20 protein-coding genes are annotated in these 25,145 nt (G+C 40.3%); 19 read left to right on the forward strand and 1 reads right to left on the reverse strand.

Annotated elements, in window-relative coordinates:
* Window positions 1-18 precede the first annotated feature (18 nt).
* From RV00_RS10655 to RV00_RS10690, 8 genes are all read left to right on the forward strand, one after another.
* Window positions 19-1,281 carry an NAD(P)H-dependent oxidoreductase gene (locus tag RV00_RS10655; protein ID WP_071862595.1) on the forward strand — a complete coding sequence of 421 codons (1,263 nt, stop codon included), beginning with the start codon at window positions 19-21 and terminating at the stop codon, window positions 1,279-1,281.
* Between the two features lie 1,313 nt (window positions 1,282-2,594).
* Window positions 2,595-5,753, forward strand: coding sequence for a SpaA isopeptide-forming pilin-related protein (locus RV00_RS10660; protein WP_071862596.1), 3,159 nt, complete (start codon window positions 2,595-2,597; stop codon window positions 5,751-5,753).
* A complete protein-coding gene (locus RV00_RS10665) occupies window positions 5,750-7,759 on the forward strand; it encodes a SpaH/EbpB family LPXTG-anchored major pilin (protein WP_084133292.1) in 2,010 nt (669 codons plus the stop codon). Before RV00_RS10660 ends, RV00_RS10665 begins: the two co-directional genes overlap by 4 nt.
* A gap of 15 nt (window positions 7,760-7,774) precedes the next feature.
* Window positions 7,775-8,623 carry a class C sortase gene (locus RV00_RS10670; protein ID WP_071862598.1) on the forward strand — a complete coding sequence of 283 codons (849 nt, stop codon included), beginning with the start codon at window positions 7,775-7,777 and terminating at the stop codon, window positions 8,621-8,623.
* A gap of 208 nt (window positions 8,624-8,831) precedes the next feature.
* Window positions 8,832-9,977 (forward strand): efflux RND transporter periplasmic adaptor subunit, encoded by a 1,146-nt coding sequence (locus RV00_RS10675; protein WP_071862599.1) that lies wholly within the window; start codon window positions 8,832-8,834, stop codon window positions 9,975-9,977.
* Window positions 9,970-10,647: an ABC transporter ATP-binding protein gene (locus tag RV00_RS10680; RefSeq protein ID WP_071862600.1), complete on the forward strand. Its 678-nt coding sequence runs from the start codon at window positions 9,970-9,972 to the stop codon at window positions 10,645-10,647. Before RV00_RS10675 ends, RV00_RS10680 begins: the two co-directional genes overlap by 8 nt.
* On the forward strand, window positions 10,644-11,849 hold the full coding sequence (locus tag RV00_RS10685) for an ABC transporter permease (protein ID WP_071862601.1): 1,206 nt from the start codon (window positions 10,644-10,646) through the stop codon (window positions 11,847-11,849). Before RV00_RS10680 ends, RV00_RS10685 begins: the two co-directional genes overlap by 4 nt.
* A gap of 69 nt (window positions 11,850-11,918) precedes the next feature.
* Complete coding sequence (locus tag RV00_RS10690) at window positions 11,919-12,293, forward strand: hypothetical protein (RefSeq protein ID WP_071862602.1); 375 nt, start codon at window positions 11,919-11,921, stop codon at window positions 12,291-12,293.
* A 46-nt stretch (window positions 12,294-12,339) separates the two neighbouring features.
* Here the strand turns inward: RV00_RS10690 and RV00_RS10695 are convergent, their stop codons facing one another.
* Window positions 12,340-13,317: an AraC family transcriptional regulator gene (locus RV00_RS10695; protein WP_071862603.1), complete on the reverse strand. Its 978-nt coding sequence runs from the start codon at window positions 13,315-13,317 to the stop codon at window positions 12,340-12,342.
* Window positions 13,318-13,444: 127 nt separating this feature from the next.
* On the opposite strand from RV00_RS10695, the gene RV00_RS10700 reads away from it, so the two are divergent.
* The 11 genes from RV00_RS10700 to RV00_RS10750 all read left to right on the forward strand — a co-directional run bounded on the left by RV00_RS10700 (window position 13,445) and on the right by RV00_RS10750 (window position 24,802).
* Complete coding sequence (locus RV00_RS10700; RefSeq protein ID WP_071862604.1) at window positions 13,445-15,166, forward strand: purine-cytosine permease family protein; 1,722 nt, start codon at window positions 13,445-13,447, stop codon at window positions 15,164-15,166.
* 12 nt (window positions 15,167-15,178) lie between these two features.
* Complete coding sequence (gene rhaB / locus RV00_RS10705) at window positions 15,179-16,639, forward strand: rhamnulokinase (protein ID WP_071862605.1); 1,461 nt, start codon at window positions 15,179-15,181, stop codon at window positions 16,637-16,639.
* A gap of 15 nt (window positions 16,640-16,654) precedes the next feature.
* Complete coding sequence (gene rhaA / locus RV00_RS10710; RefSeq protein WP_071862606.1) at window positions 16,655-17,908, forward strand: L-rhamnose isomerase; 1,254 nt, start codon at window positions 16,655-16,657, stop codon at window positions 17,906-17,908.
* A gap of 46 nt (window positions 17,909-17,954) precedes the next feature.
* Window positions 17,955-18,773 carry a rhamnulose-1-phosphate aldolase gene (rhaD, locus tag RV00_RS10715; protein ID WP_071862607.1) on the forward strand — a complete coding sequence of 273 codons (819 nt, stop codon included), beginning with the start codon at window positions 17,955-17,957 and terminating at the stop codon, window positions 18,771-18,773.
* Window positions 18,774-18,791: 18 nt separating this feature from the next.
* Window positions 18,792-19,103, forward strand: a complete 312-nt coding sequence (rhaM, locus tag RV00_RS10720) for an L-rhamnose mutarotase (protein ID WP_071862608.1) — start codon at window positions 18,792-18,794, stop codon at window positions 19,101-19,103.
* Window positions 19,104-19,194: 91 nt separating this feature from the next.
* Window positions 19,195-20,349 (forward strand): lactaldehyde reductase, encoded by a 1,155-nt coding sequence (gene fucO, locus RV00_RS10725; RefSeq protein ID WP_071862609.1) that lies wholly within the window; start codon window positions 19,195-19,197, stop codon window positions 20,347-20,349.
* A 932-nt stretch (window positions 20,350-21,281) separates the two neighbouring features.
* Window positions 21,282-22,235, forward strand: coding sequence for a tRNA dihydrouridine synthase (locus tag RV00_RS10730; protein ID WP_071862610.1), 954 nt, complete (start codon window positions 21,282-21,284; stop codon window positions 22,233-22,235).
* Between the two features lie 165 nt (window positions 22,236-22,400).
* The gene (locus tag RV00_RS10735; RefSeq protein WP_071862611.1) at window positions 22,401-23,168 is read left to right on the forward strand and encodes an SDR family NAD(P)-dependent oxidoreductase; all 768 of its coding nucleotides are present in this window, start codon (window positions 22,401-22,403) and stop codon (window positions 23,166-23,168) included.
* A gap of 141 nt (window positions 23,169-23,309) precedes the next feature.
* Complete coding sequence (locus RV00_RS10740; RefSeq protein WP_071862612.1) at window positions 23,310-23,690, forward strand: MmcQ/YjbR family DNA-binding protein; 381 nt, start codon at window positions 23,310-23,312, stop codon at window positions 23,688-23,690.
* Window positions 23,691-23,791: 101 nt separating this feature from the next.
* Complete coding sequence (locus tag RV00_RS10745) at window positions 23,792-24,295, forward strand: macro domain-containing protein (protein WP_071862613.1); 504 nt, start codon at window positions 23,792-23,794, stop codon at window positions 24,293-24,295.
* A gap of 120 nt (window positions 24,296-24,415) precedes the next feature.
* The gene (locus RV00_RS10750; protein WP_071862614.1) at window positions 24,416-24,802 is read left to right on the forward strand and encodes an ASCH domain-containing protein; all 387 of its coding nucleotides are present in this window, start codon (window positions 24,416-24,418) and stop codon (window positions 24,800-24,802) included.
* Window positions 24,803-25,145: the final 343 nt, after the last annotated feature.

Below are 25,145 nucleotides of genomic sequence, written 5' to 3' on the forward strand. Positions count from 1 at the left end.
TTAAAGGAGAAAAAGATTATGAAATTAATTGGAATCGTCGGTTCAGCGGCTGATAAATCATATAATCGCCAATTACTACAATTTATTGCGAAAGAATATTATACATTATTCGATTTGGAAATTTTAGAAATCGCGAACATCCCAATGTTTAATCAAAGCAAAGATCAGACCAACAGTGTGGCTATCCAAAATATGGCTCGTAAAATTATGGGAGCTGATGGTGTGATTATTGCGACGCCAGAACACAATCATACAATTCCGGCTAGTTTGAAGAGTGTTTTGGAATGGTTATCTTTCAATATTCATCCACTTGAAAACAAACCCGTTATGATTGTTGGAGCCTCTTATTATGATCAAGGTTCTTCGCGTGCACAATTACATTTACGGCAAATTTTAGATGCTCCTGGAGTCAATGCAATCGTAATGCCCGGCAATGAATTTTTATTAGGTAATGTGAAACAAGCCTTTGATGCTGATGGCAATTTGAAAAATGAAGGTACTGTAAATTTCTTGGGAACGGTATTAAATAAGTTTGTCCAATTTATTGAGGTCGTTTCACAATTAGATGGCGCTGCTCCTAGAGCAATGCCTGAAGATTTGTATGCTAAAGGAACAATTGCAACTACCATCGAAGATATCGAGATGGCGGCCGAAGATTGGGTTGAGCAAGCTTCTGAAAAAGTTCAGGCGGTTAAGGGCAACACCTATGTGGAATTAGATCGAGGAATCTTGACGGTTGACCAGTTGAACTATTTCTTAAAATCAATGCCGATGGAATTAACCTTTGCCGATGATAATAATCAATTCTTGTATTACAACAAAAATGCTGAACCAGAAGATATGTTTGCTAAACGTTGGCCGAGACAAGTTGGAAATGCTTTAGCATATTGTCACCCTGAACAGGTGCATAAAAATGTCAGCTGGGTGATTTCGCAACTGCGCTCCGGTGCCCAAGACGCTATTCGGGTACACGTGCCAACACACGGACCAGATAAGTTTGTTGTCCATACTTATCAAGCGATGCATGATGATGACGGAAATTATGCCGGCATCAATGAATACATCTTAGATTTCAATCCGTTAGTTGATTGGTATTTACAACAAACCGGTCAAAAGCTTGTCGCAGACAGCAACACTGAGTCGGCTGATGCTGTCAGTGGTGCATCAAAAAAGGAAAACCCTAAACCAGCTGCTGAAAGCACTCCGGCGAGCCAGCCGTCTGCACCAGTCGTTGATATGAAACCAAAAGCAGATGCTGTCTCAAGCGCGTCAAAACATTAAAAAAATTGATAAGGAAATCAGTATCGATGGTTGCCAAAGTCCACAAGAATGCTTCTGAATTTTTGGTTAGCCAATTCATAATAGCTCTAAGTATTTAACAGTCTGGTTAAACTCGTGACTCAGTTTAGAAGAGATCAAAAAGCTGTTATTTCTTCTAGCTAATCTAGTTCGATAATAATAACTCACTAAGAGGACTCCTATGATGTAATTACGGACTAATTGTTCGATGTAATACATTAAAGGAGTTTTTTTATGGCAACTGAAAAATTAACAGCGAGATACTCCACTGTATTTAAAGAACCATTGTAGCTCTCAATAAGACGGACGGTCCGCCAACTCACTAGCAAAAGAATATGGCATAAGTATCCCGCCAATCAGTAAATGGATTAATCAAGTCAACCATAATAATAATTAAGTTATTTCACCAAGAGAACGATCATTATTCAAAGAGAATCAAGGTTTGAAGGAAGAAACTGATATTTTAAAACGAGCGATGTGTTTTAATCAAAAAAAATAACTATTCAAAGACTCTGTCTTATGTTGAGGATTATTACGACCAACTTAAAGGATAGCCACCACATTTCCCATATTCTAAACATGCTAAAAATTTCAAAGTCTATCTATTATGATTATTTGCATGGGTAACCAAGTCAAACCGTCATTACGTAGCAAGCTACCTAAAAGAAAGTACTCGATTATTGGTTGACATATCCCTTGTATGTCTATCTATGATTAACGCTATTGATAAATAAAAAATCAATCAATCCCGCTAGTGCAAGTTTCGCCTACCAGCTAAGGTTAACAAATTCAATGATGAAAGTGTACAGCTCATTGTATTAAATACTTTTTAGTGTATTCGATAGTTGTGTATTAATTAATGAATAATAAAAGCCGGCTAACTAAGAGAAATAAGTAGAACTATTTCCCAAAAAATAATAGTGAGGCTTCACAGATATAGGTCAGACATCAGAGATTATACAGTTGTGATCAGCTTATTTTTTAATTAAAAAACAGTTGTAATATTATTTCTATTGTTTAATAATAGAGTGGATAAGAAAATAAACATTATTTTTAATATCAATAAATTTCTGTATAGTTATTTTTGTTGTGTCCATAGTATTTTTTAGTTAACTAAAAAAGTACTATCTATTATAATTTTGACGCTATAAAATAATGTGAATTAATTTAATTATTGATAGTATCCCATGTTTTATACTAAAGATCGGCTTATATCATTGTAATGTAATAGGAAATAATCCCTATAAAATAACATTAGTTATATATAAAGGGGTAGGTAGAAAGGAGAAATGAAGATGAAAAATCAAGGAAAAAAAAGTGTGCTGTTTGTGATTATTATTTTAAATTTTATTTTGAATGTCTTTATTGTTGGAATATTGCCAGCTTTTGCACAAACATCGCAGGAACAAAAGGAGAACAAGCTTTTTGAAAGTAATTTTGTTGATATGATTGCTGAGCAAAAGGAAAATCATGTTCAATTAAAGTTAGTGAAAAAAGGGGAACTTGCAACAGCCTCGTTCGCTTCTATTACAACTAAAATTACGTTCGATCAAGCGGTATTAACCTTAGAGAATCTCCACCAAATGGAAAAATCTCGACCGATGGATGAATTAAAACTGATGTCTCAAAGTAACGGGCGTCAAGAATTTGATTGGTCGGTAAAACGAGAAAACTTAACCGAGGATGTTACTCTTGTTTTGCCAATGATCCAATTAGCTGAAGCGAAAGTAAAAGTGTTATCCGATGAGACAGTTCTATTTGATTCGGAAGCATCAAACGATCAGACGAAGTATTCTACACCAATCGAAAAGAATCATGAAACAAGTACGATAGGAACTACTGAATCTAATGTTTTTAAGGCTGGATCAGAGTCGCTGGGAACCGAAACTTCTGTAAGTCGTTCCTCTGATAATAGTCAAGAACAAAACATGGAGTCACAGAATAAGCAAACCATATCTAAGACTACTAATTCTCAAAATGATTCAACATTTAAGAGTACAAAAGAATCACAACCAGTTAAAAAGAGTAAAGAAGTAAGCGCTATTCCCGACAAGTTAGACGGGACTCATTTTGATGACTTATTTAGTTATAATGTTTACGTCAGTGGGGATCATTCGGCTAATCAGGCAGATACTGAAGGCGGAATAGCGGTAAAAGGCAATAGTGCAATTGTTGCAAATTCAACAGCGGGATTTAATTATGGTGGTTATTTTGATAATAGCAGTAGTGGGTTAGGCCATACGCTAGGGCCAGAGCAGAATGTCTCACTCTTGTTAGGTGGACGTATCTATGCACAAAATATTTCTAAAAATTCTATTGCTAAAGTTGGTAATGGGTATTCTATTGTGTCTAACGCCAAACAAGGCACTGATGGTGTCCCTAGCTTAACCCCAAGTGACTGGCCAAATGTTGTATGGCCAGGACCGAATACCTATAAGGCATCAGGTAAAGTCGAATTATCTGATAATGAGCTTAAGGGGATTTTTACAAAGCTAGATGATCAGTTAGCCGATTATACAAAGCAATTAACTGCACTGACTGAACAAACAGATGTGTATCTTAATGGGAGTCAAGATTTATCAGTGAAAGGGATGAATATCCAACCCTATCCTCGGTATGAATATCGTGTAAGTAAAATGAATGAGAGAGTGTTAGTTGTTGATGTACCACCAATCAATGATGATATCGCAATTTTACCACAAGTCCAGATGGACTATTTTAACATTACTAACCCTGATCTGAAGATCGATCAAGTAATTATTACAACATCAGCAAAAAAAGTTGCTATCGTAGATGAGGCAACAGGGACAGCACTTAGTTACAAAGATAACATAAGCCATGGAAATGCAATTGCTAAGCGGATCACTTTTTTTGCACCAAAGGCAACTCAAATATCAACGTTTCGTCCAGACGGCGAGTCATGGAACTCAGTGAGGATTCCCGATTTTGATAAGGAGCTAGGAACAGAGGAAGCTAGCAAAGGTGTAGAAAATTATAATTCAACTACAGATGTTTATGGCCCGCAATTTTTAACACCGGGTCGATTAAGCACACATCCGATGGTTTGGGGCTCGATTGTAGCTCCTCAAGCGACGGTTTTAGTTTCTGGTGGAAGTATAAATGGATATGTATTTGCTAAAAATCTTCATCAGCGTGGGGGAGCTGAGATACACAACTTTATCAATCCGTTTATCACTAAAGAAGCCCCCGGCTTGTTTGACATTGTTTTATACAAACATGCTAAAGATGATGTGGATACTCCTTTAAGTGGTGCAAAGTTTATTTTACAAAGAAAAGAAGGAAATGTTACTACTTATTATACAGGGAATAAAGAACAACAATGGGTCAGTGATGCTGATTTAGCAAAAGAATTTACTACAGATACAAATGGCAAAATCAATATCAAAGATTTAACCAAAGAAACTGGGACGGATCCGCATTACTTTTTCGAAGAAACAAAAGCGCCTAGCGGTTATAAAAAATTAACGAGCCAAATCGAAGCCAAACCTACGGAGAAGGGGAATTACCTCTATGCGGACGCCCCGAATGAATTAGCAGAAGTGCCAAAATATTCCAAATTAATTTTGCGAAAAGGTGATATAACCGGAAAACCGTTGGAGGGAGCCACCTTTATTTTGACAGATAAGGATCTTCAAAAAAATCCTGATCACAATGTTTTAGAAAGTAGCATGTCTAAAATTCAAAAACTAAATTTCCCAGAATTATCAGCTACAAATCAAGCTTCAGTAGTATTTGATTATGATTTAAAGCCAGGCACGTATTATGTATATGAGTCTGAGTTTCCTGAACAATATGGCCCTGGTAAGGATACCCCTTCCCCTACTCATCCACTAAAGATCATAATTTCGGTAGATGGAAAAGCTCAAATTATAACTGATTATGGCGAGGGCCCAAAAAGCTTGCGCCATCAAACAATTGTTAGCAGTGATGGAAAAGAGACAGCCTTATTACTATCTGATCCTATTTTAAATTATCCTAATTTCTACAATTTGCAGATCAATAAAACGGATGAAAACGACAAGCCAATAAAAGATATCGTTTTTAAAGTGACTGCTACAAATAAGAACATTGAGAAATCAACAGATGCCCAAGGAATTGCTGATTTTAGTGAGTTAGCAATGGACAAAAAATATAAAATCGAAGAAGTTAAGACTGTATCTGGCTATGGTTTGTGGCGAGGGTATATCAATATGGTTGTTAAAAACCACAAAATAGCACCTGAACTCAGGGATCAAGATGGAAATTTGATATCTAGTAATAGTTATACTTGGGACATCGATACCCGGACCTTATCCCTAAAAATAAGGAACCATAAAATCCCTAAATTGCCTATGACAGGCGGATCGGGTAACAGGTTGCTGTGGATTAGCGTAATTATACTAATGACAGGATTTATTGGTTATAAAGTGGATGAAAAAAGGAGGAGTAAATGATGAACAAAAAATTCAGTTTCATTCTATTAGTGTTGTTTTTGGGGTTAATTACAAGTGTTGCAGGTGGCTACCCAGTTTCTGCAGAGACAGAGGGTATACCCGTCTCAGATATAAATGTTCATGAAAAAGGTTCAGTTACTGTTCATGCGGTTCAAAACCCTAGTAATAGTACAGTCATTCCAGATATTTCCGGTAATGGGACACAGCAAAAATTAAATGATACTGAGTATGCGAACGTGGGCTCAGGGATCAAGTTTAGTCTTATGAAAATTTCTCGTTCGGATGCTTACAAGTTAGGTTGGAGTCCTAGTAATAAGATGAAGGGACAGAATTTAGATATAGCTAAAGTTGATGCATACGTAAATAATGTAAGAGATAAGGTAGAAGAAACGACTGATGGAAATGGCGAAGTTACTTTCGATCAAACTAACTTTGCACCCCTCGGCAAGCTAGATACTGCAAATCCAGAAGCAAATCTATTTTTGATTGTTCAAATAGGTGACTTACCAGCGGGTGTAACTAGTCGTCCGGCACCAATCATTGTAAATGTACCAAGCCAAAATCCAGATTATGTCAAAGGAAACCAAAATTATTATTTGTATGATGTCCATCTATATCCTAAATTTGAACAAGATACAACCGAAGTTTATTTTAAGAAGGTAGATGAAAAAGGCCAGGCGCTGCCAGGAGTAGAATTTGTTTTACGTCGTAATGAACCAACTGGACGAGGGACAGATTATTTAAGTGAATCACCTGCTGGAAACGGACCGTGGGTAACCAATGGGGAATTAAATTTTGTCTCAAAGAGTCAAGAAAATTCACCGATTTCTAAGCCATATGTCTTTATTACAGGAAATGATGGAATGATCCGAATCCAAGGTTTAACTCAAGGACATTACCGCGTAGAAGAAAAACAAAACCAATCCAGCGAAAATAAGAATACCTTCTTACCGAACAAGAAAGTTATTGATTTTACAATTGATGATAACGATCTTAAAAATAATGTGAAGAAAGATATTTTAAATGGAGGAACCTTTATCAACTATGATAAGCCCAAAATTGCGAAAACAATCCAAAAGAATAGTTCTCATCGCGATGAAATAGTGAAATTTACCTTAGAACCCACAATTCCAGGTGATATTCAGAACTATGGGAAATATATCGTAAAGGATACTTTAGATTCGAGATTAAATTTTGTAAGTACATCAAAAGTCATCACGATCAAAGGGACCGATATTAAATTAGCCGAAGGAACGGATTTTATTCTAACTGAAGGCAATGCACTAGTTTGGAAATTTACAGATAAAGGCTTGGCTAATTTAGCTAAAGCGTACAAACAAGGTGCACGAAAACTAGTGATTCCGTTTAATGCTCATTTAAACGGAACTTCGAAAGCTGATGAAGTTGTACCCAACCAAGGTCACTTAGAGTATAAAAATGATTATGATCAAGATGGTGATGTAACAACCAATGAAGTTTATGATGTGTATGGCGGCGTGAAATTTGAAAAAAGTGATCGCCATGATTCTTCAGTTAAATTAGGCGGCGCAAAATTTATTGTTAGCAATCGGGTTGATGGTGTAACAAAGTACCTAGATGTTGATGATCAAGGTGGCTGGACTTGGGTTGATGCAAAAGATAGAGAAAGAGCCAAAGTATTTGTAACAGATGCTCAAGGCCGTTTCGATATTATAGGATTAGATTTTTCTAAGAAAATCCGAATTGAGAATAATAAAGATACACTAATTCCAATTGAAGATGGTCAAACTGTTAATAACTATGCATTAGAAGAAGTTGAAGCACCCAAAGGATATGCTAAACTCGCAGCACCGCTGGAATTTAAGGTCACTCCTGGTTTTGAGACAAATAAAATTTTGATAATTGAAAATGCGAAGGAGGCTGAAATTCCATTAACTGGTAGCGTGACATCTAATCTGTTAATAATTGTTGGAATAATTCTATTGAGTACAGGGTTCATAATTTATAAACGTTCAAAAAAAATATAAGGAGATGAGTCATCGATGAGGAAAAAGAAAGCCATTGTTCAATGGTCAATGATTTTTATGATGTTAATCGGAGCAGGTGCAATTCTTTATCCTCTAGGTGCCAATATTTACGAGCGATATACTCAACAACGTGTGGTTAGTAGTTTTAGAAAACAAGTTTCTGAGAATGGAAGACAACAGATAGAACGTGAAAAGAAAATTAAAAAATATAATCAAGATGTTGCCAAAAGAACCCGACCGGAAATTTCAGATCCATTCGTAACACATTCTGATGTGCATGATGGAGCGTATGATTTATATGAAAGTCTATTAGGAAAAATTGTGGGAACCATACGTATACCCAAAATTGATGTAGAATTACCAATTTATTTTGGTACAAATAAACATCAATTGGATAAAGGTGCGGGGGTAATTCCGGGAACTAGTTTACCGGTCGGTGGTTTGGGGACGCATAGTGTCATTACGGCTCATAGAGGGTTGCAGAAGGCACGAATGTTTACGGACTTACCGGAATTGAAAATAGGAGACAATTTTTTTATCGATCAGTCTAGTGGCATATTAGCTTATAAGATCAATCAAATTGTGACGATTTTACCTAATGATTCAAGACAAATACAAATTGTTCCAGGCAAAGATTATGTAACACTGTTAACATGTACGCCGTTGGGAGAAAATACTCATCGATTGTTAGTACGTGGAGAACGAATTCCTTATCAAAAAAAACAAGAAAAAGTTAATACACAAGATAAAAGAGCTCAGATGGGTCGTCAGTATCGTCCTCTTTTTATCGTTTTAGGAATCGTGGTTCTCTTTTTTTTGATTAACTTAATTCAAAAATGGTGGTGTAAACGTAATTTAGCTTAAATTAGCAGTGAATCTAAATTACTTTTTCAAGAAGATTTAGATCAGTCAATATAATAGTTATTAGGATACTTAATACATTTGATGTATCGAGAGGTTTTGGAATAGAAACAGATATTACTTTTTTGTTAGTTGTTATTAAGATGATTCGATGTTAGGGAAGAAGTTATCCAGGTAGACTAGGCTTAGAAAAAATAGTTGGAGGATGAAGATGAAAAAGAAGACAAAGTTTATTATTGCCGGAGTTGTTGGGTTAGCAGTAGCAGGCGGGGGTGTTTTTGCTGTTCAATCGGCACATCAGGAGCCACAATACAGTCTTTATACGGTGAAGACGGCGGACGCTTTACAATTGAAAGGCAAAGTAGAGCCCGTCAAAAAGCAACTTTACTTTTTAGATACGACAAAGGGTACGATTAAAAATGTACCAGTAGCGAATGGTCAAGAAGTTTCTGTTGGGACACCTTTATTAGAATATCAAAATGCGACAGCTGAAAATGAAATGGTCACACAGCAGCATGCGGTGAATAAAAGTTCGTTGGATGCTTCTCAAGCGGAAGCGAATGTAGCCGCTGGGGAACGTCAAGTTCAAACAGCGACCAATCAAGTCAATGCAACGCAGCAAAAAATTGCTCAGGCCAAGGACCAAGAAGAAAAGGCCGCGTTGAATGAACAGTTGAAACAACAGCAAGTAGAATTACAAACGGCAACCGATCAGTTGAGTCAATCACGTTTTGCGGTTCAGGGAGCCTATGAAGATATTCAATCAGCGAAGGATGTCTTAGCGGGACAACAACAACAAGCTTCCGCAACGATCAGTGCGGAGATGGATGGGATCGCCGCAGTGGATGAAAAAGGTGAAGCGTCCCCTGAGGTACCTGTCATTACGGTTTCTAGTAAGAGCAAGCAAATTAAAGGGATCGTGACGGAATATGATCTAGATAAATTAGTGCCGGGACAAGTCGTCCAAGTAGCGACAGTAGGCGATAATCGGAAAGCCGAAGGGAAGATCAAAAGCGTTGCAGCTACGGCGATCGCAGCGAATTCTGACAGCAACAATGTGGCTGCTTATGAATTTATTGTAGAAGGTGATTTTCCTTGGTCAGACGATCTATCGACGATCATCACCTTAAAGCAAAATCAATTGTTATTACCAGATGCAGCAGTTAAACAAAAAGGCAACAAGCAATATGTCTATAAATATGTTGATGGCAAAGCCAAACAAGCCGAGATCCAAACTCAGGAAGCAGGCGGTCGGAAAGTAGTTCAATCTGGGTTGAAGGCGAATGATCGAATCATCGAAAACCCAGATGGTGATATCGCCGATGGTACGGAGGTTCAGGTGAGCGACAATGATTAAGCTAGAGCATATTTATAAAGCTTATGATGCTGGCGGAACCCCTTTGAATGTATTGGATGATATTAATTTTTCAATTGAGACTGGGGAGTTCGTCGCCATCATGGGGCCTTCGGGATCAGGCAAGTCCACGTTAATCAATCTTTTGGGTTTTATTGATCGGACCTTCAATGGTCATTACTATTTCAAAGGTCGGGAGATTGCGGATTTTAAGGACGAGGAATTATCGGAGATTCGCAATCAGTCGGTGGGCTTTGTTTTTCAAAATTTTAGTCTGATTGAAAATTTGACGGTCGCAGAAAATGTTGAACTACCGCTTTTATATGGCGGCGCCAAACATAATGAGACACAGAAAAAAGTTAAGCAGGCATTGGCTAGAGTTGGATTGGCAGATAAATTAAATCAGCTACCTAAACAATTGTCTGGTGGCCAGCAGCAACGGGTAGTGATCGCGCGGGCGTTGATCAATCAGCCGAGCTTTATTATTGCCGATGAGCCGACGGGGGCTTTAGATACTCAGACTACTGAGGAAATCATGCAGCTGTTTAAGCAGTTGAATAATGAAGGGGTCACGATCATCTTAGTGACTCACGACCCAGAGACGGTGGTTTATTGTGACCGTTTGTTAAAAATCAGAGATGGAAAAGTTCGTGAGGAGGAGCTGTACGTATGAGAAATTATATTCTTTGGCGAACGGCCTTTCGTTCGATTTTCAAAAATAAGCGTCGCAGCTTCTTAACGATGTTTGGGATCATTATCGGAATCGCTGCAGTAATCACGATTGTGGCTTTGGGAAATGGTTTCAAACGGAATATTTTGGCGGATTCGACTGGCACCGATCAAACCGGTCAAACGAAATATATCAATATCAAATACAACGATTTTGAGAACATGGTCAAGGAAGATTCCGGGATTTCTCAGACGGATAAAAACATGGCTGCCAATATCCCGGAGGTCAAAGAAGTCAGCTATTATAAGGCCTCAAAAAAGGATAGCAATCCGACCGTTGATTTTTATGACAAAAATACAAAGTTAAATATGGTGGTCGAGCCTACGAAAGAAACTAGTTTGACGATGTTAGCGGGACGGCAGCTGACGCCTGCGGATAGTGACGGCTTGAATAAAGTAGTCGTACTGGATGAAGTGGTAGCGAAACAACTGTTTGGATCAAAAGAAAACGCATTGAATAAAGCTTTTGATCTGAAAGGGCAGGTCTTTACAATTGTCGGCATCGCAGAGAATACTTCCGGCGAGATCAGTCCGCAAAATTATGATCCGCTAGCCTTTTTTCCGAAAAAGACGTACACCCGCTATTTAGGATCTAAAGAAGATCACTCCGTGTTAGCAATCAAATTCAATCCACAAGCGGATCAACATGTCGCGATGGATAAGGTCTTGAAACAGCTGAATGTCAATGGCGAAAGCCGCCTCCAAGGGGAATACCAAGACTATGATCCATCGGCAGAAATTAAGCAACTTGGTTCAATGCTGGATCAGATGACCTTCTTTATTGGAGCTGTTGCGGCGATCTCATTATTTATCGCAGGTGTCGGTGTAATGAATATGATGTACATCTCTGTCTCGGAACGAACTAGAGAAATCGGGATTCGGCGAGCATTGGGAGCCAACGCCCGTTCCATCAAACGTCAATTTCTGTTTGAAGGCATCGTCTTGACCTTAAGTGGCGGTGTGATTGGCTATGTGTTAGGAATTCTAATTGCTTTTGGTGCGTCCTTAGCATTGCCGTTTTCTGTTCGACCAGATTTAATGACCGTTCTTATTTCAATTGGAACGTCGGTCATTATTGGTGTAGGCTTCAGTTATTTGCCAGCCTCAGCGGCAGCTAAAAAAGAATTGATCGATATTTTAAAATAAACTTCCGCAATTGCGGGAGTTTTTTCTTATGGTAAGATAAGCAGAATTAGAGAAGTGAGGGGATTAACAGTGAATTTGAAACGCTTGCGCTATTACGAAGGAAGTTTCTTTCTGATTGGCTGGTTGCTGATTTTTTTATGGGGCGCTGATTTTCCACCGCCGATAGGATTTTTATGGTTGCTGCCGTTATTACTCGTCCTCACTGTTTTACAAGATAGACAGCTACGATTTTTGGCTCGAAGGATCAAACGACAGCCGACCTTTTTCAAAAATTTCCTTTTTTTCTTATTAGGAAGCTTTGTGCTGGCATTACTGACGGCGAGCCTCCAAACAGCGTCATTTGCGCCAAGGCTTATTTGGATCTTGGTGGTGACAAGCGTAGGTTCTCTTTATGGCAGTCTTTTTTTGCTGATCAATCGCTGGATTATTCCGAAACTGCCGTGATCATTAGAATAAAAAAAGGAGTGGCTTTTTTCCACTCCTAAAACCTCTAGCGCATGGAGCGCACGTTTTGCGGTGAGGCGTTGAACAGTTCGTTGAATTTTTTGTAAAACTGTGTTCGATTGGTGAAGCCGACATATTCGCAGATAGTGTCAATCGAAATATTGGTTGTTAAAAGCAAATGGTGCGCTTCGTGAAGGCGTTGCTCGATCACTAGCTGTTTAAAGTTTTTTCCAGTCTCTTTTTTGATCAGATTCGATAAATAATTTCGATTATAGCCCAGCTCAGCAGCTAATTCCTGCAAAGAAATATCTTTGGCGTTTTCTTCAATCCGCCGCAGGATGAGCAGGACGTTGCTCGTGCTGGAGTTAGTACCGTAGATATGAGAGAGCTGTGCGTGATAGACGCGAGAAAGCTGCAAAAAGAGCACTTGGGAAAAAGCGTTGAGGACTTCGTTGCATAGTCGTTTATCAAAATAGAATTCGCGAATCATTTGCTCAAAGGTATCTTGGATCTCTTGATTGTCTTTAAGGTCCAACAGTAGATGGTTTTCGTAATAATCTTTGGATAAAACGGTGTTCATCAAAAAGTCGTAGGTCAAGCCGATATGCTCGCTATCGATCCGTTTAAAAGCTGAAAGATTGATATCAGAAGTTTTAAATAAAAAATTGATTAATAAATCATTTTCCCCTAATGGATATAATTCATGCTGAGAATTACTATCTAATAGCAGCACTTGTTTTTCTTCTAAAATAACTTCCTCGCCATTAACGATTTGTTTAGAACGGCCTTTAAGCATGTAATTAAATTCCATGAATTGATGTGAGTGGAGTGGGTAATGTGCGAACCTGCGGTGTTTCCTAATAATGATCGTTTTATTTTCTGAGAATAATTCATTCTTGATTTTTAAAAATTTGTGAGCAAAATAACCTCTCTCCTCCTCGAATTCTTCAATCATTTCTCCGGTTCTTCTCTGTTCCTGTTCCAACGCGTCGATCGGTAAAAACAACTCTTCAATAGTTTTCATAAAACTCCAATCTGTATTTTTGATACAAAAAGTATAACAATTTGTCATTGTTCTGTAAACGGTATCATCGTATTCTTAGCCTGTAAGTTGCAGCGAACGACCAAAAACATTTATAGGGGAGACTATCATGGAGAAAAACTATCGTGCTTTAGCAAAACAAATCTCTGTAGAAGATCGGCCAATCTCTACAAAGCGTTTGTCAGGTTTAGGAAATTTCTTTGGATTGTACGGCGGAGAGCATATTGCAGCGACGGAGTTTGTTATTGGAGCCACCTTAGTTACTTGGGGCGTTAGTGCGACGAATATTTTTATTGGACTATTGATTGGGAATTTATTAGCGACGTTGACCTACGCTTTGATCTGTGCGCCGATCGCTGTAGACACGCGCTTGACTCTCTACTCTTATTTGAACAAAGTATTAGGTCCTTATATGCAAAAAATTTACAACTTTATTTGGGGTTTAGCTTCTATTGCAATGGCAGCTTCAATGTTGACAGTCTCAGCATCGGCAGTCCGTGAAATATTCAATGTTCCGCTGCAAACTCAGTGGTATCCCACCAGCGTGACTTTTATTGTTATTGTAATCGCTTTAGGAATTATTGTTACGATCGTTGCCGCCAATGGTTTTGACGCGGTAGCAAAATTTGCTTCTGTCAGTGCCCCGTGGATGGTTTTAGTTTTCTTCGTAGGCGCACTGCTTTCATTACCTACTTTATTGGAATCGGCTGGCGTGAGTGGGATTACTTCATTCGGCGGATTTATGGAACTGATGAACTCAACGGTTTGGACGGGCACACCGTTACCAGGAAGCCCGCAGCTTGGCTTGCCTCATGTCATCGCTTTTGCTTGGATGTGTAACCTAGCGTACCACGGTGGTTTAAATGATATGTCGCTTTTCCGTTTCGCGCGGAAATCGACTTACGGCTATGTTTCGGCAGTCGGTATGTACATTGGTCATTTCTTTGCTTGGGGTTGCGCCGGGATCATGGGTGCGGCGGCGGCAGTCATGCTAGGCCAGTCATTATTGGTACTTGATTCAGGTGCCGTAACCAATGCGGTCGTCGGCGGCATGGGCTTGTTGGCAGTTATCTTCGCCGGCTGGACGACAGCAAATCCAAGTATTTATCGTGCCGGGTTAGCTTTTCAAACTATTTTCAATATTGATTTGAAGAAACTGACCTACTTTGTTGGGATTGTCATGACCTTAGCGGCGTGCTTCCCAATCACGGCAAACGTCATGACGATCGTAAATATTATTGTGTTAGTCGTTCCATCCATCGGTGCCATCGCGATCACTGAGCATTGGCTATTACCGAAATTAGGCGGTACAAGATACTGGTCAATGCATCGTAAAGAAAAGGTCAATAAAGCGGCGCTTGCGGCTTGGTTGATCTCATTAGCGTTCGTAGTGGTGATGACTCTGACTGGCGTTATCCATTCATATTTCTTATTCTTACCGACTTATTTGTTGGCGATGGCTTCTTATGCTTTCTTAGCTTTACGCATGGGAGCGAAGGCAGACTACAGCGCGGAAGTTCAAGAAGAGGAAAAGATTCAAGCGGCCTTACATGAATTAATGAATGAAGAAGAAAAGGATGTTGTAGATAATCGTGAAGCAAAGGTTCCAGGCTTGTCTCGCGGACTACAAGCGGCTTCATTTGGAATGTTAGCAATCATTCTCTTAATCACGGTGGCGACGATAAGAGGCTCGATTGCCAATGAGCAGTTCCGATTAATCTCGATGATCTTGACGGTTTTATACTTTGCCTTGGGCGCGAGCGGGATGTATATTCGTGAACGTTCATTTGAAAAAGCACACATTGCAGCGGAAACAGAAGAATCGATTTAAGGGGGGTTAATTATGGTGAATACTTATGTGGCGGTGGATATCGGGGCGTCTAGCGGACGTTTGATGCTTTCGCAACCAGAAAACGGTCGTTTTACCTTAGAAGAGGTTCATCGTTTTAAAAATGGTTTTTCTGAATACGAAGGAGCTGATCGTTGGAATACCGGCTTCTTATTAGAAAACATGTTGATTGGCTTGGAAAAAGTCAAAAGAGCAGGCATCAACGAGTGTTTTTTAGGGATCGATACGTGGGGCGTGGATTACTGTTTATTGGATAAAGACCAGCAGGCAGTCAATCCGCCAATCAGCTATCGCGACTGTCGGACCGAAAAAGCGATCGAAGAATTTGAAAAGCACTTTTCATTAGCAGAGCTTTATCGAAAAACCGGGATTCAACTGCAATCCTTTAATACGATCTTCCAGCTTTTTAAAGAAGATTCATTGGATGTTGCCGATAAATTATTATTGATGCCTGATTATCTAGGTTATTTACTAACAGGAAAAATGGCCTTGGAAAAAACCAACGCTTCCACGATGCAGCTATTAAATTTAGCGACTCGCAAGTTGGACGAAGATTTATTAACAGTTTTAGGCATTCAAAAAGAGTTGTTTCCAAAATTAACGGAACCGGGAACGATCTTAGGCGCATTGAAAAAAGCTGACTTTCCAGCCTACGATCTGCCAGATGTGACAGTGATTACGATTGCCTCTCACGATACAGCTTCTGCAGTTGCGGCTACGCCGGGTCAAGGGGAAAACTGGGCCTACATCAGTTCAGGAACTTGGTCATTGATGGGCGTTGAGTTGGAAGAAGGGATTTCAACACCGGAGGCTTTCGACGCGAATTTTACGAATGAATGGGGCGTTCAAGGAACCATCCGCTTTTTGAAAAATATCATGGGGATGTGGCTGATCCAAGAAGTCGCCCGTATGCAAGATTACTGTTATAGCTATCCTGAATTAGCGGAACTGGCGAGTCAGGAACCGGCCTTTCAATCATTGATTGACGTCAATGATCCGCGTTTTCTAAATCCTAAGAACATGATCGAAGCGGTACAGGAGTTTTGTCGAGAAACGGAGCAGCCGATTCCGGAGACAGCGGGGGAATTGGCTCGTTGTATCTATGATAGCTTGGCATTGTGCTACGCCATTGAATTACAAAAATTAAAGAAAATCACCGGCAAGGATATTCGTGTATTGCATATCGTGGGGGGCGGTTCAAATAATACCTTCTTGAATCAACTAACCGCGAATACTTGTGGAATCGAGGTCTTAGCGGGACCGGATGAAGCGACTGCAATCGGCAATCTGTTAGTTCAGATGGTGGCTACCCAAGGATTCGGAACCTTGGCGGAAGGACGGGAAAGCATCAAGCAATCCTTTGAATTAAAACAATACATGCCGCATTTTTCGAAAGAAATTCCCGCGGCTTTACTAAAATATCAGACGTTAACGAATAAATTAGTGACACAATAAAGGAGAAATCAAAAAATGAATGAAATCGAAGAACGCTATGAAGCAGCAAAAAAACGCTACGAAGCAATCGGAGTAGACACGGAAAAAGCCTTAGAAAAATTACAGGAGATCAAAATCTCCATGCACTGCTGGCAAGGCGACGACGTGAACGGCTTTTTAAATCCAGATGGTGAATTAACCGGTGGGATCATGGCAACCGGGAACTACCCCGGCGCTGCTCGTACACCGGATGAATTGAGAGAAGATTTGAATAAGGCCTACTCATTGATTCCCGGAAAACACAAATTGAATTTACACGCGATTTATTTAGATACAGATGAAGCGGTGGATTTGAATGAAATCGAGCCGAAGCACTTTAGTAAATGGGTAGATTGGGCGAAGGAAAAAGAATTAGGACTAGATTTCAATCCAACTTTCTTCTCGCATCCGATGATGAAAGATGGCTACACCTTGGCTCACCCAGACAAAGAAGTGCGGGATTTTTGGATCGAACATGGAAAACGTAGCCGTAAGATCGCTGAGTATTTCGGGAAAGAATTGGGGCAGACCTGTATTGATAATTTCTGGATGCCTGACGGGATGAAAGACAATCCGATCGATCGGTATTCTCCTAGAAAACGCTTGATGGAATCATTGGATGAGATTTTTAGCGAAGAAATCGACGAACGCTATACGCAGGATGCGGTGGAGAGCAAGCTGTTCGGTTTAGGTGCGGAGGCTTACACGGTTGGTTCGCATGAGTTTTACATGGGGTACGGCTTGACGCGGGACAAATTGATCTGCTTAGACGCGGGTCATTTCCATCCGACTGAATTTATTTCAAACAAGCTTTCTTCGTTGGCGTTGTTCAGTAAAGGAATCATGCTGCATGTCTCTCGTCCGGTTCGTTGGGATTCTGACCATGTCGTTTTAATGGATGATGAACTGCAAGAAATCGGCAAAGAGATCGTGCGCAATGACCTGCTGGACAAAACCAATATCGGTTTGGACTTCTTCGACGCGACGATCAATCGTGTGGCGGCCTGGGTCGTGGGTACTCGTAATACGCAAAAAGCGTTGCTAAAAGCAATGCTAGAGCCGATCGAAAAATTGAAGGATATGGAATTAGATTTCGATTTCACTTCTCGGATGGTCTACACAGAAGAGCTGAAGGACTTCCCGTATAGCGATGTGTGGAATTACTTCTGCTACAAGAACAATGTGCCAGTCGGCTTGGATTGGTTGACTGAAGTACGTCAATACGAAAAAGATGTATTGAGCCAACGTTAAAAGACAGTAAGGGCAAGTTTTGGAAAGAATTTTGGAGGGAACCAACGTGGAAAAGAACAACATTTTAGATGCACCATTCGTCAAAGAAATGGTAGAAGTGACCAGCAATCTTTATCGCTTAGGCTGGGATGAACGCAACGGCGGCAACATTACCTATCTGCTTGATGAAGAGGAGGTAGCGAATTATTTAGATATTAACAACGTCTTGCGGAACATTCCAATGGATTTTGACGGCACTCCGCTTAAAGGAAAATATTTTATCGTGACTGGCTCAGGCAAATATTTTAAAAATGTGGTGACTGATCCGGCGATGAACTTAGGAGTGATTCGAGTAGCGGCTGATGGTCAAAGCGTCGATCTTTTATGGGGCTACACCGATGGCGGTGTTCCAACTAGTGAACTGCCGGCCCATTTAATGAGTCATATTGCTCGTTTGGAAGTTGATCCAGAAAATCGTGTCGTTATGCATTGTCACGCCAGTCATTTATTGGCGATGACCTTCAGCCATGAATTAACTTCAAAAGCGATCACTCGTACCTTATGGGAAATGTGCACCGAATGTCTCGTTGTTTTCCCCGAAGGCGTTCAAGTATTGCCTTGGCTGATCCCTGGCTCGAATGAAATCGGAGAAGCGACAGCTGAAAAAATGAAAGAAAGCCGTTTGATTTTATGGTCGTACCACGGTATTTACGGTGCGGGGAAAACAATGGATGAAACATTCGGCTTAATCGAAACGGCTGAAAAAGCGGCGGAGATTTATACTTACGTTTGTGCGCAAGGCGGCATTCGTCAGACCATTTCTGATGAAAACTTCAAAGCACTGGCAGAACAATTCGGCGTAAAACCAAATCCAGAATTCTTTTAAGAGGAGCGAAAATAAGCGATGATCAAACAAGCCGTTCGCATGAAGCTGTATCCCGGGCAAGAAGCAGAATATGAAAAACGCCATAAAGAGCTGTGGCCGGAGATGCGTGAAATGTTGAAGAAGCATGGGGCCCAATCTTATTCTATCTTTTTAGATCGCGAGACCAATTATTTATTTGGCTACCTTGAGATTGAAGACGAGGAAAAATGGCAGGCGGTTCCTAAAACAGCCATCAATCAAAAATGGTGGGAACACATGAAGGACATCATGGAAACCAATCCAGACAATTCTCCTATCTCAGAAGACTTGGTCCACGTGTTTGAATTATAATAAACAGGAAGAGTTAGAGTTTTTCTTCAACGGAAAGCTCTAACGTTTTATCAAAATTTGTGAAAAATAATACAAAAGGAGCAAATAAAAAATGACAGTCAACCGTATGATTTTAAATGAAACATCTTACTTTGGAAAAGGCGCGATAAATGAAATCTCGAACGAAGCGAAAAAGCGAGGCTTCAAAAAGGCATTAGTTGTAACAGATAAGGATTTGATCAAATTTGAAGTAGCGACTCGTGTAACGAAATTATTAGATGAAGCAGGCTTAGCTTACGAAATTTATGACGGTATCGTACCGAATCCGACGATCAAAGATGTTCAAAACGGCGTCGCGGCCTGTAAAAAAGCGGAAGCTGATTACATTATCGCTATCGGCGGCGGCTCGCCGATCGATACGGCTAAAGCGATCGGGATCATTATTGAAAATCCAGAATTCGCTGACGTATTGAGCTTAGAAGGCACAGCAGCGACGAAGAAGCCTTGTTTGCCGATTTTGGCAGTACCAACAACCTCTGGAACAGCGGCGGAGGTGACGATCAATTATGTCATCACGGATGAAATGAATCATCGCAAATTTGTTTGTGTGGACCCTCACGATATTCCAGTCGTAGCTTTTATTGACAGTGACATGATGATGGGCATGCCCAAAGGACTATGTGCTTCAACCGGGATGGATGCGTTGACTCATGCAATCGAAGGCTATATTACAAAAGGCGCTTGGGAAATGACTGATATGGTCCACATCAAGGCCATCGAAATCATCGCCCGTTCATTGCGGGATTCCGTTGCTGGCAAACAGGAAGCACGCGAGGCGATGGCTTTAGGCCAATACATCGCGGGGATGGGCTTTTCAAATGTCGGCTTAGGCTTGGTTCACGGCATGGCGCATCCGTTGAGCGCTTGGTATAACACCCCTCACGGAGTGGCCTGTGCGACCTTGCTGCCATTGATCATGGATTTCAATAAAGAAAATACCGGTGAAAAATATCGCGATATTGCGGTGAAAATGGGAATCGAAGGTGCGGAAGAAATGGCGCTGGCTGACGTTCGCGACGCGGCGGTCCAAGCAGTCAAACAATTAGGGATCGATGTAGGGATTCCACAAAGCTTGAAAGAGCTGGGCGTGAAAGAAGCGGATATTCCGAAAATCGCGGAAGATGCTTATCGTGATGTTTGTACCCCAGGAAATCCAAGAGACGCCTCATTAGAAGAAATCATTAAGTTGTATCGTTCTATGATGTAAGAAATCCAGATCGCCCTGAATGCCGTTCGCCGCATTCAGGGCTTTTTTGCGAGTCGGACTTTTCGCAGTATAAAAGGATTAGGAATAAGATAAATGGTTACGAATAATTAATGATACAACCAGTATAGTCCGATCGTATGCGCACGAAAATAAAGAAATTTTTCGGTCTTGGAAAAAATTCTTCTTTTAAATGAGATAGCTGCGAGTCGATTTTTCGCAGTATAAAAGGATTAGGAATAAGATAAAGGTTTACGACTAATTAACGATACAACCAGTCTAGTCCAATCGTATGCGCACGAAAATAAAGAAATTTTTCGGTCTTGGAAAAAATTCTTCTTTTAAATGAGATAGCTACGAGTCGTTTTTTCGCAGTATAAAAGGATTAGGAATAAGATAAAGGTTTACGACCAATTAATGATACAACCAGTCTAGTCCAATCGTATGCGCACAAAAATTTCTTCTGTTTGATGAGGAAGCTACGATTTTTTGGGCCGTTTAGTAAGATGTAGGAACTAATTGAATGCCTAATTTACTAACTGAATCGCATCTTTTTCAATCTGAAAGCNGAAAATAGAGAAATTTTTCGGTCTTGGAAAAAATTCTTCTTTTAAATGAGATAGCTACGAGTCGTTTTTTCGCAGTATAAAAGGATTAGGAATAAGATAAAGGTTTACGACCAATTAATGATACAACCAGTCTAGTCCAATCGTATGCGCACAAAAATTTCTTCTGTTTGATGAGGAAGCTACGATTTTTTGGGCCGTTTAGTAAGATGTAGGAACTAATTGAATGCCTAATTTACTAACTGAATCGCATCTTTTTCAATCTGAAAGCAAGCAGTCAAACACCCTCTTTGATTCTTCAGCCGATCCTTAGTATAATGATCCTGTTTTGAAAATCGCGTCTGTGCGCGATAGGAGGAAGTACATAGCATGAAAACCAATTTTTGGGCAGAATTGCCAAAGCCCTTTTTTATTTTGGCACCGATGGAGGATGTGACGGATGTCGTTTTTCGGCATGTAGTCAAAGCAGCCGGAGCACCGGACGTCTTTTTTACAGAATTTACGAATTCAGATAGTTTTTGTCACCCTGATGGTATTGAAAGCGTACGTGGTCGCTTGATGTTTACGGAAGATGAGCAACCGATGGTGGCGCATATTTGGGGAGATAAGCCGGAATTTTTCCGGGAGATGAGCATTGCGTTAGCTGAGATGGGCTTTAAAGGAATCGATCTAAATATGGGCTGTCCGGTCCCCAATGTCGCCGAGCGAGGCAAAGGAAGCGGTCTGATCTTACGGCCAGAGGTAGCAGCGGAGTTGATCGAAGCGGCGAAGGCAGGTGGATTGCCGGTTAGCGTCAAGACCCGTATCGGCTTTACGGAAAAAGACGAGCTTGAAGCATGGATCAGTCATTTGCTAAAACAAGATATCGCGAATCTGTCGGTCCATATGCGGACGAGAAAAGAAATGAGCAAAGTCGATGCTCATTGGGATTTGATTCCTGAAATCGTCAAATTGCGAGATGAAATCGCGCCGCAAACCTTGATCACCATCAACGGTGATATTTTGGACCGTCAGATGGGATTAGAATTGGTGGAAAAATATGGTGTGGATGGTATCATGATCGGTCGTGGTATTTTCAAGAATCCTTATGCTTTTGAAAAAGAAGCGAAGGAACATACACCAAAAGAAATGATGGATTTGTTACGGTTACAACTGGATTTGCAAGACCAATTCGCTGAACAAGTTCCTCGTTCAATCGTCGGCTTGCATCGCTTCTTTAAGATTTACGTGAAAGGCTTCCCTGGTGCGAATGATTTGCGTGTCAGCCTGATGGATACGAAATCAACCGCGGAAGTGCGAACGATCTTAGATTGCTTTCAATAAGCTTGGTTAAAAGTTCTTTTTCTCACTTTGAGAAAAAGAACTTTTTTGATCGTGATTAGCGATCTCACGCTCTTTTTCTTAAAAACTATTGACAGGGCCAACTGCTTTTCGGTACGGTTAACACAAGCAAATGAATACGCTAACAAAAAAGGAGGAATCGGATAAATGTTTGAACTAACAGGAAAAGTTGCGGTTGTTACAGGAGCCAGCAGTGGTTTAGGGCGAGATGCGGCTATCGCGTATGCGGAAGCTGGGGCAGATGTGGTTTTATTGGCGAGAAGGTTGGAACGGTTGGAAGAAGTCGCGGCGGAGATCAAAAAGATCGGTCGCGATGTGTTGGCGATTAAAATGGATGTCACCGATGAGGAAAATGTAAAAGCCGGCATCCAACAAGCTTATGATCATTTTGGCCACTTGGATATCTTGTTGAACAACGCGGGGATTGCTGTCAGAGGCGGGGTCGATTCTTTGACGGTAGAAGATTTTGATAAGTCGATGGATGTGAATGTCAAAGGGATTTTCCTTGTTAGTAAATATGTAGTGAAGCATATGATGGACAATCACTATGGCCGAATCGTCAATGTGGCATCGATCAACGCGGTGATGGCGGATAAAGAAGATGTGTTTATTCGTCATTCTTACAATGCTAGTAAAGCAGCCGTGCTAGGGCTAACAAAAGGTATGGCGGCCAGCTACGGAAAATACAACATCACTACGAATGCGATTGGGCCAGGGTTATTCGAATCTGAGATGACCGAAGATACTCTCTTCAAGTCGGAAGACTTTTTAAATCTATACCAAGGTTTGAATCCGATGAGTCGTCCAGGAAAACGCGGTGAGTTGAATGGAACGATCCTTTATTTTTCAAGTGACGCGTCAAGTTATACGAATGGACAGTTTATTGTAATCGACGGCGGCATGTCGATCGTCTAAGGGATACGTGTTGCAATCAAAGAAATCACAGCCTAGAAAGGTACCAGAAAATGTTTGGTATCTGCTGGGCTGTGATTTTTATAACTCAACCTCAATAAAAAAATGATACGATAAAGGATGAAACAGAGAAAGGAATACGCGATGGAAAATAGAATGATCCAGCAAAGGATGGAGCGCTTTAAAACGTTTGGTCAGACATTGAAAGGCGCGAAGGTTTATTTTCGGCAGGATTGGCAAGTCTTTTATTTTGATCTGCAAGGAAAAATGTTTGGGATGATGAGCGATCAAGCAAATGAAGAAACAATCATCACCTTGAAAAATCTGCCGGCAAAAAACGAAGAACTACGAGAAATGTATCAGGGAATTGTGATTCCAGGCTATTATACGAATAAGAATCACTGGAATTCGATTAAGCTAGTCAGCGAGGAATTAAACGATCAAGCAATCGAACAATTGATTGAAATTTCTTACCGGCTAGTCTATCAAAAATTAACAAAGAAACAACAAGCTGAGCTAATGTAACGGCTGCCCCGCACCCAAGTAATTGGCTGCGGTTTTTTATATAATAGGATTAAAAAAAATCTTGATAGACTAGATAAAAAGCAATTGAAAGGAGTTTTACTATGATTGAAGTCATCTTAGGAAATATCTCTCGCTTGCCCTTTTCGGTGGATGCGATCGTAAACGCGGCTAATACAGCCTTGATCCCAGGCGGTGGTGTCGATGGGGCGCTTAATCGAGTGGCCGGTCCGGCGCTAAAAAAAGCGATGGCGGCGATTGGTGGGACACCGACTGGTACTGCGGTCATTACACCTGCTTTTGATTTGGCGGCTGATTATGTTATCCACGCAGTTGGTCCCCGTTATCGTGACGGGAAGCAGCATGAAGCGGAGCAGTTGCAGTCTGCCTATGAAGCAATTTTTCATTTGGCGCATCAACAGGCTGTTCAAACGCTAGCTTTGCCAGTATTAAGTACAGGAATCTACAATTATCCCAAAAAGGAAGCGGCAGAGATCTTGTATCGTGTGGCCAATCGCCCAGAAAATCAAAATATTGAAACTAAAATTATCGTTTTCGAATCGACTTGGCCACCGCTATTTGAAAAAATTATCGCGGCATCAAGTTAGTAAATTAAGATAAATCAATATTATTATTTAGTTTTTTCACAAATGTAAGCGATATATATATTATCATCGAGAGAAATAAGTGATAAAATAATAATAAATAAGCAAAGGGAGGCAAGTTTCTTGAAAGCTATCTCTATTCATCCCGAGCCAGTTATGGAAATTCTTGCGGGAAAGAAAACAAAGGAATATCGTTCATGGACTACGCATTATCGTGGGCCATTACTAATTTGCTCAACGGCAATCAAAACCCCCGGCTGCATTTCGGGGCATGCGGTTTGTATTGTGGACTTGGTTGATGTGGAGCAGTTAGGGGAAGGCTCTTACGCTTGGATCTTTAAAAATGTACGCTGCATCCATCCTTTTTCCATCAAAGGTCAGCGTCGTCTTTACCACGTTCCGGATGAACGCATCGTGGAACCGATGAAGGGTGAATTTTTAGTTGAAGACGGGGAGAAGGTCGTCACCGAAGAATTTTGGCAAAAGTATTATCTCCCATTGATTAGTTAATTGATTTTGTAAGCGATTTTTTATAAAAATTATCAGAGTGATAAATGAGTTGTCTAGTATTAATGGGAGGAAAAAGAACTAGCTGGATCAATTCTAGTGAGTTTATGTGAAGTAGAATAAACAAAAAAATTAAATTTTTTTAAAAGTTCATTTAGAAAGCTGAAGCTAAGGGCTTAAAGTAGCTGATTCGTGGTCTTTTTTACGAAATAAAATTGCTTTTTTTCAATTTTTTTCCTAATTTTTAAAAAATGGATTTTCCTAATTTATACATTTTGAATTATTTTGGGCTAAAATTGTCAATATCACTTTAATATATTATTATTTGTTAACAACAAAGAAGATT

The organism is Enterococcus devriesei, from assembly GCF_001885905.1.
Taxonomy (GTDB): Bacteria; Bacillota; Bacilli; order Lactobacillales; family Enterococcaceae; genus Enterococcus_A; species Enterococcus_A devriesei.

What these genes read in the sequence shown, in the direction of transcription:
- RV00_RS10655 (WP_071862595.1), top strand. Translation starts at nt 19, where the DNA reads ATGAAATTAATTGGAATCGTCGGTTCAGCGGCTGATAAATCATATAAT.
- RV00_RS10660 (WP_071862596.1), top strand. Translation starts at nt 2,595, where the DNA reads ATGAAAAATCAAGGAAAAAAAAGTGTGCTGTTTGTGATTATTATTTTA.
- RV00_RS10665 (WP_084133292.1), top strand. Translation starts at nt 5,750, where the DNA reads ATGATGAACAAAAAATTCAGTTTCATTCTATTAGTGTTGTTTTTGGGG.
- RV00_RS10670 (WP_071862598.1), top strand. Translation starts at nt 7,775, where the DNA reads ATGAGGAAAAAGAAAGCCATTGTTCAATGGTCAATGATTTTTATGATG.
- RV00_RS10675 (WP_071862599.1), top strand. Translation starts at nt 8,832, where the DNA reads ATGAAAAAGAAGACAAAGTTTATTATTGCCGGAGTTGTTGGGTTAGCA.
- RV00_RS10680 (WP_071862600.1), top strand. Translation starts at nt 9,970, where the DNA reads ATGATTAAGCTAGAGCATATTTATAAAGCTTATGATGCTGGCGGAACC.
- RV00_RS10685 (WP_071862601.1), top strand. Translation starts at nt 10,644, where the DNA reads ATGAGAAATTATATTCTTTGGCGAACGGCCTTTCGTTCGATTTTCAAA.
- RV00_RS10695 (WP_071862603.1), bottom strand. Translation starts at nt 13,317, where the DNA reads ATGAAAACTATTGAAGAGTTGTTTTTACCGATCGACGCGTTGGAACAG.
- RV00_RS10700 (WP_071862604.1), top strand. Translation starts at nt 13,445, where the DNA reads ATGGAGAAAAACTATCGTGCTTTAGCAAAACAAATCTCTGTAGAAGAT.
- rhaB (WP_071862605.1), top strand. Translation starts at nt 15,179, where the DNA reads ATGGTGAATACTTATGTGGCGGTGGATATCGGGGCGTCTAGCGGACGT.
- rhaA (WP_071862606.1), top strand. Translation starts at nt 16,655, where the DNA reads ATGAATGAAATCGAAGAACGCTATGAAGCAGCAAAAAAACGCTACGAA.
- rhaM (WP_071862608.1), top strand. Translation starts at nt 18,792, where the DNA reads ATGATCAAACAAGCCGTTCGCATGAAGCTGTATCCCGGGCAAGAAGCA.
- fucO (WP_071862609.1), top strand. Translation starts at nt 19,195, where the DNA reads ATGACAGTCAACCGTATGATTTTAAATGAAACATCTTACTTTGGAAAA.
- RV00_RS10730 (WP_071862610.1), top strand. Translation starts at nt 21,282, where the DNA reads ATGAAAACCAATTTTTGGGCAGAATTGCCAAAGCCCTTTTTTATTTTG.
- RV00_RS10735 (WP_071862611.1), top strand. Translation starts at nt 22,401, where the DNA reads ATGTTTGAACTAACAGGAAAAGTTGCGGTTGTTACAGGAGCCAGCAGT.
- RV00_RS10740 (WP_071862612.1), top strand. Translation starts at nt 23,310, where the DNA reads ATGGAAAATAGAATGATCCAGCAAAGGATGGAGCGCTTTAAAACGTTT.
- RV00_RS10745 (WP_071862613.1), top strand. Translation starts at nt 23,792, where the DNA reads ATGATTGAAGTCATCTTAGGAAATATCTCTCGCTTGCCCTTTTCGGTG.